This is a genomic window from Chromobacterium sp. FG22 (genome assembly GCF_057809415.1).
In genome coordinates this window covers 1-14,725 of record NZ_JBMDJX010000020.1, presented here as the reverse complement: position 1 = coordinate 14,725, position 14,725 = coordinate 1, and the positions used below count along the sequence as shown (strand labels likewise).

The following is a 14,725-nucleotide window of genomic DNA, read 5'->3' as shown; positions in this document are numbered from 1 at the left end:
TCTCAATGCAGTCGAAAAAACTCACAGGGCTGATCCTCATCGGCCTGGTGCTGGGCATCATCACCGGCTATCTCTATCGCGAGAACGCCGCCAGCGAAGCCGACATCAAAGCCTTCGCCAGCAATATCTCCATCCTGACCGACATCTTCCTGCGCCTGATCAAGATGATCATCGCGCCCTTGGTGGTGTCCACCCTGATCGTTGGCATCGCCAAGATGGGCGACGCCAAGACCGTGGGCCGCATTGGCGGCAAGACCATGCTCTGGTTCATCAGCGCGTCCTTGATGTCCCTGACCTTGGGCCTGATCATGGTCAACCTGCTCAAGCCGGGTTTGGCGCTCAACCTGCCGCTGCCGGACACCCACGCCACCAGCGGCATCCAGGCCGGCGCGCTGTCGGTGAAGGACTTCGTCACCCACGCCATTCCCAAGAGCGTGTTTGAAGCGATGGCCACCAATGAGATTCTGCAGATCGTGGTGTTCTCGGTGTTCTTCGGCTGCGCGATGGCCGCTTTGGGCGACCGCGCCAAGCTGCTGATCGACACCATTGACGTGGTGGCCCACGTGATGCTGAAAGTGACCAGCTACGTGATGCTGTTCGCGCCGCTGGCCGTGTTCGGCGCCATCGCCGCCACCGTGGCCAAGGAAGGCCTGAGCATCCTCGCCACCTACGGCAAGTTCATGGCGGAGTTCTACCTGTCCATCGGCATCCTGTGGGGCCTGCTGATCCTGGCCGGCGCGATGTTCATCGGCCCGCGCGTGCTCAAGCTGATGGGCATGATGCGCGAACCGCTGCTGCTGTCCTTCACCACCGCCAGTTCCGAAGCCGCCTACCCCAAGACCCTGGAACAGCTGGAGCGCTTCGGCTGCTCCAACAAGATCGCCAGCTTCGTGCTGCCGATGGGCTACTCCTTCAACCTGGACGGCTCGATGATGTACTGCACTTTCGCCGTCATCTTCATCGCCCAGGCTTACGGCATCGATCTGACGCTGGCGCAGGAAATCTCCATGCTGCTGATCCTGATGCTCACCTCCAAGGGCATGGCCGGCGTGCCGCGCGCCTCGCTGGTGGTGATCGCCGCCACCCTGGCCCAGTTCAACATTCCGGAAGCCGGCCTGCTGCTCTTGCTGGGCATCGACCACTTCCTGGACATGGGCCGCTCCGCCACCAATGTGGTGGGCAACTCCATCGCCACCGCGGTGGTGGCCAAGTGGGAAGGCGAGCTGAAAAAACACTGAGCATGGTCTGCTCCGTTGAACGCGCCGCCCCTCCGGGCGGCGTTTTTTATGGCTAGCTGCGACAAGGCTATTGACAGGTAATCCCTTGCCCAATAGAATGCCCCACTCTGAGTCGGAGAGGTGGCAGAGTGGTCGAATGTACCTGACTCGAAATCAGGCGTACGTGCGAGCGTACCGAGGGTTCGAATCCCTCCCTCTCCGCCAGACCAAGCAATTAAGCCCTTGAGAAATAAAGGGCTTTTTTGTTTTGTTCTTCCGCTTCTCCCCCGTCCCGTTTGCGCCTACCATTACAGCCTTCCGCACCTGTCCAAGCCGCAGCCGCATGAATCATCTGGTCAACTACGTCAACGCCATCCTGAACGCGCCCTCCCCGCGCCGCGCGCGCCTGGACGGCTCAAGCCGGAACCGTTGGACGGATCAGTGTTATACGGTAGTCGCGGAACAGTCCACCTATGTTTTCGACGATGGCGCAATGATCCAGCGGACGACGGAACAGGACGATTACCCGGCCGAGGCCGCCTGCGCCGAGTGCTGGATTCGTTACGAAGTCGTCCGCCAGCCGTCCGGCGACGCCATCCAGCCCGGCCATATCAGCTTCAACAGCACCTGCCGCGAAGCTTTCTGGCGGCGCTACTTCTCTCCGGAGCCGCCGGCCGCGCCTGCTTGCAGGCCTTGCCCCCCCCCCCGCCAAAGCCGCTGGCTTGACCCTCCATCCCCAATCAGTAACAATCGCCGCGTGCCGCCTCATTCCGCGGTATTTGGGTGTAGCAGCTCATAAAGCCATAGCCTCGCCATAGTCCCCGCCTTATCAAAGGCAGGCGCTGGCGGGGAGGCGCATTCGTGCGCCTGCCGGAGCTATGGCCGGTCTGCTACCCTCGTCATTCGCCTGCCGTACCCGCGTAGCAGCGAAGGCAGGCCCAGCCATAGGAGCCTTCCGATGACGCACCAAACCCGGCGCTATCGCGCCCTGCTGTCTCCCTCTCTTCCCCTGAATACGCTGCTCTCCGAATTGCGTCCGTTCAACAGCGTGGCACCGGCCTCGCTGAAACGGCTGGAAAGCCGGCTGTACGCCCGCGAGCAAAGTCTGCGCAGCGCCATACGCGATCTGCGCAAGGGACACGAAAGCCTGCGCGCGGTATTGGCGCTGCTGGAGCAGGCCAAGGAACAACCCTGCCCCTGCAATGTGCTGCATCTGACGCTGGCGCCGGCGTAGCAGTGCTTGCAACACGGCCTGGACGCGCTGCAGGCGCGGCCTTGAAAGTGCCCGCGCAGGACTGACCCCGCGGCAGCGCGCGCGTAAGGCCACGTCCGGAAACGCGCCGTTTCAATGTTAATACTGTCTTTGGAATGGGCTGCGCGCGCGAGTACACTGCGGGGCCTCGATTCGACGCGGCGGCGCGGCAGACGCGCCGCCGGCGTCGTTTATCAGCCTCTTAACAGCCGAATCGCCAAACCCATGACTCTGCACAAACGAATCGCCCCTCTGCTGCTGGCCTGCGCGCTGGCGCTGCCCGCCGTCGCCCACGCCGCGGATGAAAAACTGATGCTGTCCATCGAAGACGCGCTGAACAGCGATCTGGCCAAGGAAAAGCTGGACCCTAACATCGCCTTTCGCTTTGCCCGCGGCGGCAAAGGCAAGGTGCTGGGCGAATGGGTGAGCAATAAAAAGACCAATAGCTTCGGCAAGGACAACGCCGCCGCCTGCCAGCGCGCCTTCATTTCCGCGCTGCTGGAGTTCCAGGAGCGCGCGCGCAAGGAAGGCGGCTCCGCCGTGGTCAATATCCGCAGTTATTACAAGTCTGAGGAGATCAGCAACGCCAAGGAGTATATGTGCGGCAGCGGCTTCTTGATGGCGGGCGTGGCGCTGAAGGCGCAAGTGCTCAAGTAAGCCTGAAGCGGGGCCTCAAAGCCCCGCGCGGGAGAACACCAGACAGGCGTTGGCTCCGCCGAAACCAAAGCTGTTGCACAGCACGCTGTCCAACTGGGCCGGCCGAGCGTGCCGAACGAATGGCAGGCCGGCCAGGCAATCGTCCAGCTCGCCGTATTGCGGCGAGGCGGCGACAAAGCCATGGCGCATCATCTGCAAGCTGAAGATGGCTTCCATTGCGCCGGCCGCCGCGATCGCGTGGCCGGTCAGGCCCTTGGTGGAGGAGAAGGCGGGCACGGCCTCGGCGCCGAACACGGCCCGGACGGCCTCGATTTCGACGCGGTCCCCTTGCGGCGTGCCGGTGGCGTGGGTATTGATGTAGTCCACCCGTTCCAGACCGGCGTCCGCCAGCGCCAGCCGCATGCAGCGCTCTGCGCCCGCGCCGCTGGGCGCCACCATGCTGTGTCCATCGCTGCAGGCGGCGTAACCGGACAGTTCGGCGATGATGGGGGCTTTGCGCGCCAGCGCGTGTTCCAGCGCCTCCAACACCAGCACGCCCGCGCCGCCGGCGATGACGAAGCCGTCGCGGTCCGCGTGATAAGGACGAGACGCGGTGTCCGGCGTCGACGCGTCGCCGTCGGCCAGCACGCCCATCACGTCGAACAGCACCGCGGATTGCCAGCTCACTTCCTCCGCTCCGCCCGCCAGCATCACATCCTGTTTGCCGAACTGAATCTGTTCGAAAGCGTAGCCGATGGCGTGCGCGGAGGTGGCGCAGGCGGAGGTCACGCCCAGGCTGAGCCCCTGGACGCCCAGATGGGTGGCCAGATTGGCGGATACGGTGTTGCCCATGATCTGCGGCACGTAATAAGGCGTCAGCCGGTGAATGCCGCGGCTGGCCAGAATCGCCATCGCCTCGCTCAGCTTGGCCGTGGAGCCCACACCGGAACCGACGACCAGGCCGGTGCGCGGGTGTTGCAGGACGGAAGCCGGCAGCCGCGCATGGGCAATCGCCTGCTGGGCGGCGTGCCAGCCGTACAGGGCCGCGTCCGCCATGAAGCGTTGCAGCTTGCGCGGCGGCAAGGCGATGTCGTCGCGGCGCGGCGCGCCGGCCGCCCGGCTGTTCATGCCGAGCTCGGCGAAATCCGGCCGCGCGGCGACGCCGCTGCGGCCGTTGCGCAAGGCCGTCAGCGCCGTTGCCTCATCGTTGCCGATGGGGCTGGCCAGACCATAGCCGCTGACGACGACGCGACGCTTCATGTTCAAGGCGCGATCTGGTTGGCCGACGCCTGGATCTCTTGCACCATGATGGAGACCCAGCGGTTGTAGTTGGGGTGGATCAGCACGGTGCCTACCGGCGCTTTTTCCGCGGCGCCGCTATAGTTTTTGTTCTCGCTCTTGGTTTCCACGTTCAGGTTGTTGGCGGACAGGTATTTGACGCTGTAGCGGTCCGCGCCGTAGCTGATGGCCACCTTGGCCTGATGCTTGCCGCGCACGTCCAGGCTGGCCAGCAGCTTGCCTTCGCCGTCGGCCACCACCACCCAGCCCTTGCTGCCGGCGCCGGCGATGATGGCGCGACGCAGCATGTCCGCGGTCATCGGCTTGCCGTCCATGCGCGCCACCAGTTGGTCGGTCACGTCGCGCACCGGCACGCTGGCCGGCGCGGCCTGCGCGGAAACGGCGGTCATCGCCAAAAGCAGGGCTGCAATATAAGCGCGTAGTTGACGCATGTTTTCTCTCCTGGCCGCTTTAACCGGCCTGTTTCAAAATCAGGGATGTGTTGATGCCGCCGAAGGCGAAGTTGTTGCTCATCGCGTATTCGACATCGGCCCGGCGGATGGCCCCGGTCAGGTAGTCCAGTTCGCCGCAGGCGGGGTCCACCCGGTCCAGGTTCAGCGTGGGCGCCAGCCAGCCTTCGCGCAGCATTTCCACCGTCAGCCACACTTCCAGCGCGCCGCAGGCGCCCAGGGTGTGGCCGAAATAGCTTTTCAGCGAGCTGATCGGCGCCCGCCCCAGCACGGCGGCGGTGGCCTGGGTTTCCGCGATGTCGCCGCGGTCGGTGGCGGTGCCGTGGGCGTTGACGTAGCCTATCGCGCCGGCGGACAGGCCGGCGTCGTCCAGCGCCAGCCGCATCGCGCGCGCCATGGTCGGCGCTTCCGGCTGAGTGATGTGGCTGCCGTCGGAATTGGTGCCGAAGCCGCAGATTTCGGCATAGATGGCGGCGCCGCGCGCCAGCGCGTGCTCACGCTCCTCCAGCACCAGGGTGCAAGCGCCCTCGCCCACCACCAGGCCGTCTCGGTCGCGGTCGAAGGGCCGCGGCGTATGCGCCGGCTCGTCGTTGCGCTGGCTGGTGGCGTACAAGGTGTCGAACACCGCCGCGCCGCCGGCCGACATTTCCTCCGCGCCGCCGGCTATCATCATGTCGCAGCGGCCGAAACGTATGGTTTCGTAGGCGTAGCCCAAGGCCTGGCTGCCGGAAGTACAGGCGCTGGCGGTGGGAATCACCCGGCCGGTCAGACCAAAGTACAAGCCGATATTGACCGCGGCGGTGTGGCTCATCATCTGGATGTAGCTGGTGGAGGTGACGCCGGCCATGGAGCCGGTGGCCAACATCTGGCCGAAGGCCTGTATCGGCGCCACGCTGCCGGACGAGGAGCCGTAGGCCACGCCCATGCGGCCGTCCTTGATGCAGGGGTCTTGCAGCAGGCCGGCGTCCAGCAGGGCGCGTTCGGTGGCGCACACCGCCATTTGCGCCACTCGTCCCATCGCGCGGGACATCTTGCGCGGATAGTGGGCCGGCAGCGCGAAGTCGTCCACCGGCGCGCCCAGGCGGGTGTTCAAATCCGGAAAGCCGTCCCACTCCGGCATGGCGCGCACGCCGTTGCGGCCGGCCCGGATCTTGGCCGCGATGGCGGGCCAGTCATGGCCCAGGCTGGTGATGCCCGCCATGCCGGTGATCACGACGCGGCGCATCAGACAATGCCTCCGTTCACGCCTATCACCTGGCGGGTGATGTAGGCGGCGCCGTCGGACATCAGGAAGGCCACCAGGGCGGCCACTTCCTCCGGCCGCCCCACCCGGTTCATCGGCACCATCTTCAGGGCCTCTTCCACCGGAGCGCCCTCCAGGATATCGGTGTCGATCAGGCCCGGCGCCACGCAGTTCACCGTGATCTTGCGGCTGGCCAGCTCCACCGCCAGCGCCTTGGTGGCGCCGATCAGGCCCGCCTTGGCCGCGCTGTAATTCACTTGCCCGCGGTTGCCCATCACGCCGGAGACGGAGGACAGGGTGACGACGCGGCCGCCGCTGCGGGCGCGGACCATGGGCATGATCAGCGGATGGGTCACATTGTAAAAACCGGCCAGCGAGGTGTTCACCACCAGGTCCCAGTCTTCGCCCTCCAGCGCCGGGAAGGCGTTGTCGCGGGTCACGCCCGCGTTCAGCACCACGCCCCAGAACGCGCCGTTGGCGGCGATGTCCGCTTCGATGGCCGCGCGCGCGGCCTCGCGGTCGTTGACGTCGAATTGCATCAGCGTCGCCGCCGCGCCCTCCGCGCTGGCGGCCGCTGCCACGGCCTCCGCTTCTTCACGGCGGCTGCGACAGTGGATGGCCACGTCGAAGCCGTCTCTCGCCAGTTGCAAGGCCACTGCCCGGCCTATGCCCCGACTGGATCCGGTGATCAGGATTCTTTTTTTCATTGTGCGCTGCTTTCCTGCAGAAATAAGGCGAAATCTTCCGGTTCGAACACATTGATGGTGGCCTCGGCCAGCCGGTCTTCACCGCAGGCGATCTCGCACAGGAAGGACCCCATGCCGGACTCGTCGCGATAGACCGGGCTGGCGGTCACCCGCAGCGGCCGCCCGGCGGCGAACGCCGCGCAGGCTGGCTGGTAACGACGCGTGCCCAACAGCACGCCCTGCTTGACCGGCAGCCCCGCCTGGCGCGCCGTCAGGCCCACCCAGGCGGCCACCGCCTGGGCCATCAGTTCGATGCCGATGTAGGCCGGCATATCGCCGGCGGCGTCCGCGTACCATGCCGCCGCGTCCGGCGTGGCGCGCGCCTCCAGGCCTGCGCTGTCGTAGCGTTGCACCGCCTCCAGCAGCAACATGCCGCCGCGGTGCGGCAAGACTTCGGTGATAGCCGGTAACATCATGCGTGTTCGTTCTCGTCCGTCGCTGTTGCCGCCAGCAACAGCGACACGTTATTGCCGCCAAAGGCGTAAGAGTTGCTCATCACCAGCGGCCGCCCCGCGGGCAGCGCAGCGCCGGCTTGCGTCAGTTTCAGCGCCGGCAGGGCCGGGTCCGCCGCGCCGTCCCAGACATGCGGCGGCAGCCGGCGCCGGCTGTCGCTCAGCACCAGCCAGCCGAAGCCCAGCTCGGTGGCGCCTGCGGCCCCCAGCAGGTGGCCGACCAAGGGCTTGGTGGAACTGGCCTGCACGCCGTCGGGAAACACCCGCCGCATCGCCAGACTTTCCATTTCATCATTCTTGACGGTGGCCGTACCGTGCAGATTCACGTACCCCACCTGGGCCGCCTCCGCGCCGGCCATTCGCAAGGCCCGCCGCATCGCCTCCTCCGCGCCGCGGCCTTCCGGGTGCGGCGACGACATATGCCAGGCGTCGCTGCTTTCGCCGTAGCCCAGCAAGGCCACCGGGCCCGGCTCGCGGCTGGCGATGAACAAGGCGGCGCCCTCGCCGATATTGATGCCGCGGCGTCGCGCGCTCATCGGCTGGCACAAGACGGGACTGACGGACTCCAGGGCGGCGAAGCCCTGCCGGGTCAGCTGGCACAGGCTGTCCGCCCCGCCGCAAATCACCGCGTCGCACAGCCCTTGCGACAACAAGCGGGCGGCGGCGGCCACCGCCTTGGCGCTGGAAGAGCAAGCGGTGGAGACCACATAGGCGACGCCGTCCAGCCGCAACAGCTCGGCCAGGAACAAGGCAGGGCTGCCCATTTCCTGCTGTGCGTAATCGTAGCGCTCCGGCCGCGCCTGCCCGGCCGCCTCGGCGGCGACCGCCAGCTCCGTCTCCAGGATGCCCGAGGTGCTGGTGCCCAGCACCACGCCGATCCGATGACGCCCGTAACGCGCGGCCAGCGCCTCCACGCGAGCGCGCAAGGGCTCCAGCGCGGCCAGGAGCAGCCGGTTGTTGCGGCTGTCGTAGCGGGCCAGCTCAGCCGGGATCTCCGGCAGCGCGCCCGCCACCCGGCCCACCACCGCGCCGGCCTCCTCGCACATGCCGCCGCAGTCGCCGGCCAGCAAGCGCCGGTGGATCTCCGGCAGCTCGCGGCCCAGCGCGTTGATCATCGCCAATTCGTTCAGATAAACCGTCATTGAGCCTCCGCCTCCGGCGCCATCGCCGCCAAGGATTCGATCTCCAGCGTCATGCCCAGTTGCGGCAGCCGGACGCGCCGCCCCTTGGGCGTCGGCGCGTCGATCAGCAGGGTTTGGTCGCCGTTCATCAGCCGACGCTGGCCGTCCGCCGCGTGCAGCCACCAGGCGGGCGCGCGGCCGAAGCCGTCCAGAACGGCGGCCTCGGGCAGGTGCAGCCATTGCGCCAGGGCCAGCATCGCCGGCCCCTGGTCGCTGACCCGGCGGCCGAACGGCGAGCTCGCGCTCCAGCGTCGGCCGTCCCAGCCGGCGCTCAGCAAGGGCTGGCCCAGCGGCGACAAGGCCGCTAGCGACAGCCGCTGCCCATCGGCCTCCAGCTGCAGCAAGGACAGTTCGCGAAAACCGCTGCCGCTCGCCGTCACCAACTGGCTGGCGTTATAGGTCTCGGCGGGTTGCCGCAGGCAGTAGGCCGGGGTTTGCGGCAGGCGGACGCAATGGCCGCCGCCGGCGCAAGCGGCGAGCAAGAACAGCAGGGGCAGCAGTTTCAACATGGCTCGGCCCTTCCCGCGTCCCCGGTTTTGAACAGGGTCACCATAGGCGCCAGCAGCACCGCCAGGCCCACGCCGATCAATTGAGTCAAACCAAAGCTGCTGACCGCGGGGGTGGCGCTCGCGGCCAGCAAGCCGAAGGACAGCAAGGTGGTCAAGGCCGACAGCCCCACCGCCAGCAACGCCGCCTGCTGATGATGACGGCGGCCCTCCTCCACGAAGATCGCGTAGTCCACGCCCACGCCCAGCACCATCAGGAAGCCGAGCACGACGAAAAGATTGGCGCTCACGCCCAGCCAGCCCAGCGCGCCCAGGGTGAACAGCACCGCCAGGCTGACCGGAGCGGCCAAGAGCAGCGCGCGCCGCCAGCCGTAACGGCGCTGCATCAGCGCCACGATGGCCAGCAGCGACAACGCGAACATCAGCGTGGAGGCCTCGCGGAACTGGCGGAACAGTTCGGACACGCTGGCGGCCTTGTCCACCAGCGTGACGCCGTCCAGCCCTTGGGCCGCTTGCCGCAAAGCGTCCAGCTTGCGGAAATCGCCCGGCATCACCGCCATGCGCCAGACGCCGTCGTGCCGTCCCAGCCACAGGTGGCGCAGCGGCGCGGCCAGCGGCTGAGCCAGCAGCGTTTCCGCAGTCAAGGACGGCCCCGGCCGCGCCAGGCCGGCCAGATAGCCGCCGGCGATCTCGTCGCGCACGCCCGCGTCCTGCAGCACTTGCCGGCCGGCGCGTCGCATCGCGTCTTGCAGCAGCGCGTGGTCGGCCTGTTGCCGCTCCGGCGGCGGCAGCAAGCTGGACAAGGATTGATAGCCTTGCAGCTGGCCGGCGCTCACCAAGGCGTCTAGGCGGCCGTCCAACTGCCGGCCCAGGCGCAGCAAGGCGGCTTCGCTGGGTGCTTCCAGCAGGAAGAACTGGCGGCTATTGCCCTGCCCCGCCAGCTCTCGAATCAAGTGTTCCTGCGCCAGCAACTCAGCCGAGGGCCGAATCAACTGATGCACATCGTCGTCCGCCTGCAATCGGGCCAGCCCCGGCAGCGACAGCGCGCCCAGCGCCAGCAAGAGCGCGGCCAGGCGGCGGCCGCGCATGAATTGGCAGTAACGGCCGAAAGCGCGGCCTATCGGCGGCAGAATGCCCCGCGCCGACGCCGGCGCGGCCTGACGCACAAAGCAAGGCACGCACCACAGCACGGTCAGATAGGCGCCGACCAGGCCGGCGCTGGAGAAGAAGGCGATCTGGCGCAGCCCCGGAAACGGCAGCAGAGCCAGTGCGCCGTAGCCCAGCAAGGTGGTCAGCAGCCCCATGCGGATGGCCGGATGAATGGCGGCCAGCGCTCGCTCCACGTCCCAATCCGGCCCGTCTTGCAACTGGCTGGCGAACAGATGGGTCGAGTAGTCTATCGCCACGCCGATCAGGCTGGCGCCCATCACCAGGGTCAGCAAGTGCAACTGGCCGTACACCGCCAGGGTGGCGGCCACTGCCGTCAGCGTGCCCGCGGCGATCACCGCGCCGGACAAGGCCAGATGGCGCAGCCGGCGGAACACCAGCAACATCAGGCCGATGACGGCCGCCATCGACACGCTGCCTATCCTGTTCATTTCCGCTTCGGCGCCGCCGCGCGCCTCGCCGGCGAACAGCACCGCGCCGGTGGCGGCCAGCTGGCCGCCGCCGGCGTCCGCCAGCGTGCGCAGTTCCGCCACTTCGCGGCTCAGGACTTGCTGCAGCGCCGGATCGTAAGCGTCGCCGTTCAAGGGCGCGCTCAGCAAGCGCCAGGACACGCCGTCTCGCTCCGTCGCCAGCCAGCCGTCCTTGATCTGCAACGACGACTTGGCCATAGGCAGCGCGGCCAACACATTACCGAACAGGCCGAAGGGATCCTCCGCCAGCGGCAGGCCGAAAGCGCCCTGTCCCGGCAGGCTCAAGCGGCGCAGCAACAGGGTTTCCAGATACGCTTGCGGGTTTTGCCGCAGCCCCTCGCGGTCGGCGTCGGTCAACAGGCCGTGGCGGTAAGGGGCGTAAGGCCGCAACAGGCGCGCCGGGTCAAGGTCGCCTATTTTCCCTTGCACCGAGCGCAAGGCCGGCAGGGCGCGCAGCCGGGCGGCCGCCTGTTCCGCCAGGCGGCTGGCCTGGGCCGGATCGCGATGCCCCACCATCACCACCAGGCGCTCGCCCGCCTTGGCCGCCAGTTGCGCCAAGGCGCGCTCCACCTCGGGTTGGCGCGCGTCGTCCGGCAGCATCGCCAGCATATTGGTCTGCACCGGCAAGGGCCGCCCCAGATAGGGCAGCAGCGAGGCCAGGCATAGCAGCATCAGCGCCAGCCAGCCATAAAAGCGCTTGCGCATCAACGCCCTCCCAGCAAGCGGCTTTCCTCGGCGCTCAGCGGGCTTTGCGCATCAATCCGGCTGAAGCGGATCTGCGTGCTGTCGCCGCCGGGCTCGGTCAGCGACACGCGTTCCAGCTGCGCGGCGCCGGCAAGCTCCACCGCGCCCAGGCCTTTTTGCAAAGGCCCCGGCTTGGGCTTCAGCAACAGGGTCCAGGCGGCGGGACTGCCCTTAGCCTCCACCGCGAAGTGCTGTTGCAGCAAATTCCTGTCCCCGGCCAGCAAGCCGCGGAACAAGCCTTCCACCGAGCCGATGCCGGGGATGTCGCGGCTGGCCCGCTCGCGGCGGCTGCCGTCGGGCAGCAGTTCGCTCACGCCCTTGGGCGTCATCACATAGCCCAGTTGATACGGTTTGACGATGGACCAGATCACGCCGTTTTCACGCGACAACACCATGCGTCCGGACAACTGCAGCGGCTTTTTCAAGGCGGCCATCTGCCGGCTCTGCGCGAAATCCGCGTGCAAGACCGAGTTCGCCGCCAGCTTTCTGGAAATCTGGCTCAGCAAATCCTCGGCCTGCGCCAGCGGCGCAAGCCCAGCCAGCAAGAGCGCCAGCAAGCCGCCTGCGCGGCGCGTCCACGGTTTCAACATCGTCATTCCTCGCATGGGATGCCCAGTTTGTTCCACAACACCGCCGGCGTGACGAACTGCAGCGCCATGTCGTCGGCCAGGTCCAAGGCCACTTGCACGGTGTGGCCCTGAGTCAGTTTTTCGCCGCTGAGGGCGTCGCGCAGTTGGTAAACCACCTTGAGGCGGTTTTCGTATTCCGTCAGTTGCGCGCGCGCGATCACCCGCTGACCGTAGCGGGCCGGGCGCACGTATTTCAGATAGCACTCGGTCACCGGCCAGGCGTAGCCGGAATCGCGCATCTGCGGGTAGTCGTAGTCGAAGCTGCGCAGCAGCGCGGTGCGCGCCAGTTCGAAGTACTTCACGTAATGACCGTGCCAGGCCACGTGCAGCACGTCCACGTCGTGGAAGGGAATCTCGATTTCGATCTCCGCCGCCGGCAAGGACGCGGCCGCTTTAAGGTCCGCCGTCATCAATACAAGCTCCAGGCGCGTTGCTGAATCCGCTCTATCGCCAGGCGCAGTTCGCCGTCCTGACGGCGGTCCTCGTCCAGGAAGGGGGACAGCGTCTCCAGTTCGGCCACGAAATCGCCCAGCGCCGGCGGCAGCCGGCTGATATCCAGTTCGCCGGATTGCCGCCGCAAGCGCACGCCCTGCGCCGCCGCCAGCGTCAGGCAGGCCGCCACTTGTTCGGTCAGCTGCAACACGCGCAGCGCGTCGCGGGCGGCGATGGTGCCCATGCTGACCTTGTCCTGGTTGTGGCATTCGGTGGAGCGGGAGAACACCGAGGCCGGCATGGTCAGCTTCAAGGCTTCCGCCGCGCAGGCCGAGGCGGTGATCTGCACCGCCTTGAAGCCGTGGTTGATCGCGGCCCGTTCGCCGCGCGATCCGGACAGATTCTGCGGCAGGCCGTGGTTGTAGCGGGTGTCCACCAGCAGCGCCAGTTGCCGGTCCATCAGGTCGGCCAGATTGGCCACCGCGTTCTTCATGCCGTCCATGGCGAAAGCGATATGGCCGCCGTAGAAATGGCCGCCGTGCAACACCCGCTCCAGGTCCGGATCGATGATGGGGTTGTCGTTGGCGCTGTTCAGTTCGTTCTCGATGTCGCGGCGCAGCCAGGGCAAGGCGTCGCGCAGCACGCCGATGACGTGCGGCGCGCAACGGATGGAGTAACGGTCTTGCAGGCGGATCTGTTCGCGCGCTTCGCCGCCGTCGTCCAGATCGGCGTAGATCCAGGCGGCCACCTGGTTCTGGCCTTCATGCGGCTTGACCGCGAACAGCTCCGGCGCGAAATGGCCGCGATTGCCTTTCAAGGCCAGGCAGGACAGCGCGGTCAGCCGCGCGCTCAGCCGGGTCAGGTATTCGGCGCGGGCGAAGGCCAGGCAGGCCAGGCCGGTCATCACCGCCGTGCCGTTCATCAAGGCCAGCCCTTCTTTCGGCGCCAGCGTCAGCGGCGGCAGGTCCAGTTCGGCCAACACCGCCGCCGCCGGCCGCACTAGGCCCCGGTAGCGCACTTCGCGCTCACCGCACAAGACGGCGGCCACATAGGACAGCGGCGTCAAATCACCGCTGGCGCCCACCGAGCCCTCGGCCGGAATCAGCGGCAGCACATCGTGCCGCAGCAAGGCGGCCAGTCTTTGCAGCAATAGCCAGCGCACGCCGGACACGCCCTGGGACAGGGAGTTGAGCCGGGCCAGCAGCACCGCGCGCGTGGACGCTTCGTCCAGGTAGTCGCCCAGGCCGCAGCCGTGGTAGCGCGTCAGATGCAGCGGCAGCTCCGCCACCAGCGCGGCGGGAATCGTCACCGTGCAGTTGTCGCCGTAACCGGTGTTGACGCCGTAGACTTCGCCGCCCTCGGCCAGCAGGCCGGCCAGGAAGGCGGCGCCGCGTTCGATGCGTTCCGGAAACGCGCCTCCGGCCAACTCCACTTGCACTTGTCCCTGCGCCGCCGCGCACACGTCTTCAATCGTCAAACGTCCGGCGCCCACGCTGAGCGCCTCCTTGCTCTTCATCACTACGGACTCTTTCTCGCCGCGCCACGCGGCAGCTGTCGCTTCCGGCTAAGCGCGCCAGAAATCGTAAAAATTGAACCATTGCAGCGGCGAGTGCCGCGCATGCCAGGCCAGGCGATCGGCGTAACGCTGAATCGTCCACCGCAGGGCCTCGCCGCGCTCGCGGCGCGGCAGGCGGAGCCGTTCCTCGAACGGCTCCAGCGTAATGTGGTAACGCCGCTGCCGTTTGAGGCAGAACAGCAAATAGACCGGACACTCCAGCAGGCTGGCCAGAATCCACGGCCCTTCCGCGAAGGCGGCGGAGCCGCCCAGGAACTCGGCGCGCTGCACTCGTCCGTTGTCGCTGGCCGGGGTGCGGTCGCCGACGATCACCACCCACTCGCCGTTGTCTATCTTGTCCTTGAGCAGGATGGCGGTGTCCACGCCCATGTCCTGCACCTGGATCAGGTTGACGGCGTAGTCGCCGCTGGCCGCCGCCAGCAAACGGGAAAACCGCGCGGCGTGCCGGGTGTAGACCACGGCGTTGACCCGGCGCGCGCCGGCCGCGTGTCCCAGCGCCCGGCACATTTCCAGATTGCCCAGGTGCGAGCCCACCAGCAGCGCCCCGCGCCCGCTCGCCAACAGCGCCCGCATATCGTCGCTGCCCGGCGCCGCCACCGCCTCCGGCGGCAGGCCTCCGGCCCAGGCCGCCATTTTGTCGGCGGCGGCTTCGGCGAAGCTGTAGAGATGGCGGTAGACGTCCAGCGCGCGAACGGGCGACGGATCGCCGTCGGGGGGGGGGGGGGG

At 67.4% G+C, this 14,725-nt stretch carries 16 protein-coding genes and 1 tRNA gene; 5 read left to right on the top strand and 12 right to left on the bottom strand.

Annotated elements, in window-relative coordinates; genetic code table 11:
* Window positions 1-5: 5 nt before the first annotated feature.
* From ACODSD_RS17810 to ACODSD_RS17790, 5 genes are all read left to right on the top strand, one after another.
* Window positions 6-1,238 (top strand): dicarboxylate/amino acid:cation symporter, encoded by a 1,233-nt coding sequence (locus tag ACODSD_RS17810; RefSeq protein WP_107800317.1) that lies wholly within the window; start codon window positions 6-8, stop codon window positions 1,236-1,238.
* Between the two features lie 114 nt (window positions 1,239-1,352).
* Window positions 1,353-1,442 (top strand) — tRNA-Ser (locus tag ACODSD_RS17805).
* A gap of 118 nt (window positions 1,443-1,560) precedes the next feature.
* A complete protein-coding gene (locus tag ACODSD_RS17800) occupies window positions 1,561-2,016 on the top strand; it encodes a hypothetical protein (protein ID WP_488877950.1) in 456 nt (151 codons plus the stop codon).
* A 159-nt stretch (window positions 2,017-2,175) separates the two neighbouring features.
* Window positions 2,176-2,451 carry a hypothetical protein gene (locus ACODSD_RS17795; protein ID WP_227104639.1) on the top strand — a complete coding sequence of 92 codons (276 nt, stop codon included), beginning with the start codon at window positions 2,176-2,178 and terminating at the stop codon, window positions 2,449-2,451.
* A 243-nt stretch (window positions 2,452-2,694) separates the two neighbouring features.
* A complete protein-coding gene (locus tag ACODSD_RS17790) occupies window positions 2,695-3,126 on the top strand; it encodes an excinuclease ATPase subunit (RefSeq protein ID WP_227104641.1) in 432 nt (143 codons plus the stop codon).
* 15 nt (window positions 3,127-3,141) lie between these two features.
* Here ACODSD_RS17790 and ACODSD_RS17785 read toward each other — a convergent pair whose 3' ends face one another.
* From ACODSD_RS17785 to ACODSD_RS17730, 12 genes are all read right to left on the bottom strand, one after another.
* Complete coding sequence (locus tag ACODSD_RS17785; protein ID WP_166451959.1) at window positions 3,142-4,365, bottom strand: beta-ketoacyl synthase N-terminal-like domain-containing protein; 1,224 nt, start codon at window positions 4,363-4,365, stop codon at window positions 3,142-3,144.
* Window positions 4,366-4,367: 2 nt separating this feature from the next.
* Window positions 4,368-4,835, bottom strand: coding sequence for a hypothetical protein (locus ACODSD_RS17780; RefSeq protein WP_166451958.1), 468 nt, complete (start codon window positions 4,833-4,835; stop codon window positions 4,368-4,370).
* Window positions 4,836-4,854: 19 nt separating this feature from the next.
* Window positions 4,855-6,078, bottom strand: a complete 1,224-nt coding sequence (locus tag ACODSD_RS17775; protein WP_370646580.1) for a beta-ketoacyl-ACP synthase — start codon at window positions 6,076-6,078, stop codon at window positions 4,855-4,857.
* Window positions 6,078-6,803, bottom strand: coding sequence for a 3-ketoacyl-ACP reductase FabG2 (locus ACODSD_RS17770; RefSeq protein ID WP_488877949.1), 726 nt, complete (start codon window positions 6,801-6,803; stop codon window positions 6,078-6,080). Before ACODSD_RS17770 ends, ACODSD_RS17775 begins: the two co-directional genes overlap by 1 nt.
* Window positions 6,800-7,258, bottom strand: a complete 459-nt coding sequence (locus ACODSD_RS17765) for a hotdog family protein (RefSeq protein ID WP_227104646.1) — start codon at window positions 7,256-7,258, stop codon at window positions 6,800-6,802. Before ACODSD_RS17765 ends, ACODSD_RS17770 begins: the two co-directional genes overlap by 4 nt.
* The gene (locus tag ACODSD_RS17760; RefSeq protein WP_488877948.1) at window positions 7,255-8,436 is read right to left on the bottom strand and encodes a beta-ketoacyl-[acyl-carrier-protein] synthase family protein; all 1,182 of its coding nucleotides are present in this window, start codon (window positions 8,434-8,436) and stop codon (window positions 7,255-7,257) included. The genes ACODSD_RS17765 and ACODSD_RS17760 overlap by 4 nt, the downstream gene beginning before the upstream one ends.
* Window positions 8,433-8,984, bottom strand: coding sequence for a DUF3261 domain-containing protein (locus tag ACODSD_RS17755; RefSeq protein ID WP_488877947.1), 552 nt, complete (start codon window positions 8,982-8,984; stop codon window positions 8,433-8,435). Before ACODSD_RS17755 ends, ACODSD_RS17760 begins: the two co-directional genes overlap by 4 nt.
* Complete coding sequence (locus ACODSD_RS17750) at window positions 8,978-11,323, bottom strand: MMPL family transporter (RefSeq protein WP_488877946.1); 2,346 nt, start codon at window positions 11,321-11,323, stop codon at window positions 8,978-8,980. The genes ACODSD_RS17755 and ACODSD_RS17750 overlap by 7 nt, the downstream gene beginning before the upstream one ends.
* Entirely contained in the window at window positions 11,323-11,952 is a 630-nt protein-coding gene (locus ACODSD_RS17745) for a LolA family protein (RefSeq protein WP_166451951.1), read from the bottom strand. Before ACODSD_RS17745 ends, ACODSD_RS17750 begins: the two co-directional genes overlap by 1 nt.
* A 2-nt stretch (window positions 11,953-11,954) precedes the next feature.
* Window positions 11,955-12,401 (bottom strand): acyl-CoA thioesterase, encoded by a 447-nt coding sequence (locus tag ACODSD_RS17740; protein WP_043590872.1) that lies wholly within the window; start codon window positions 12,399-12,401, stop codon window positions 11,955-11,957.
* Window positions 12,401-13,939, bottom strand: coding sequence for an HAL/PAL/TAL family ammonia-lyase (locus ACODSD_RS17735; protein ID WP_488877978.1), 1,539 nt, complete (start codon window positions 13,937-13,939; stop codon window positions 12,401-12,403). The genes ACODSD_RS17740 and ACODSD_RS17735 overlap by 1 nt, the downstream gene beginning before the upstream one ends.
* A gap of 48 nt (window positions 13,940-13,987) precedes the next feature.
* The coding region (locus ACODSD_RS17730) for a lysophospholipid acyltransferase family protein (RefSeq protein ID WP_488877945.1) at window positions 13,988-14,725 on the bottom strand (738 nt) is incomplete at its 5' end.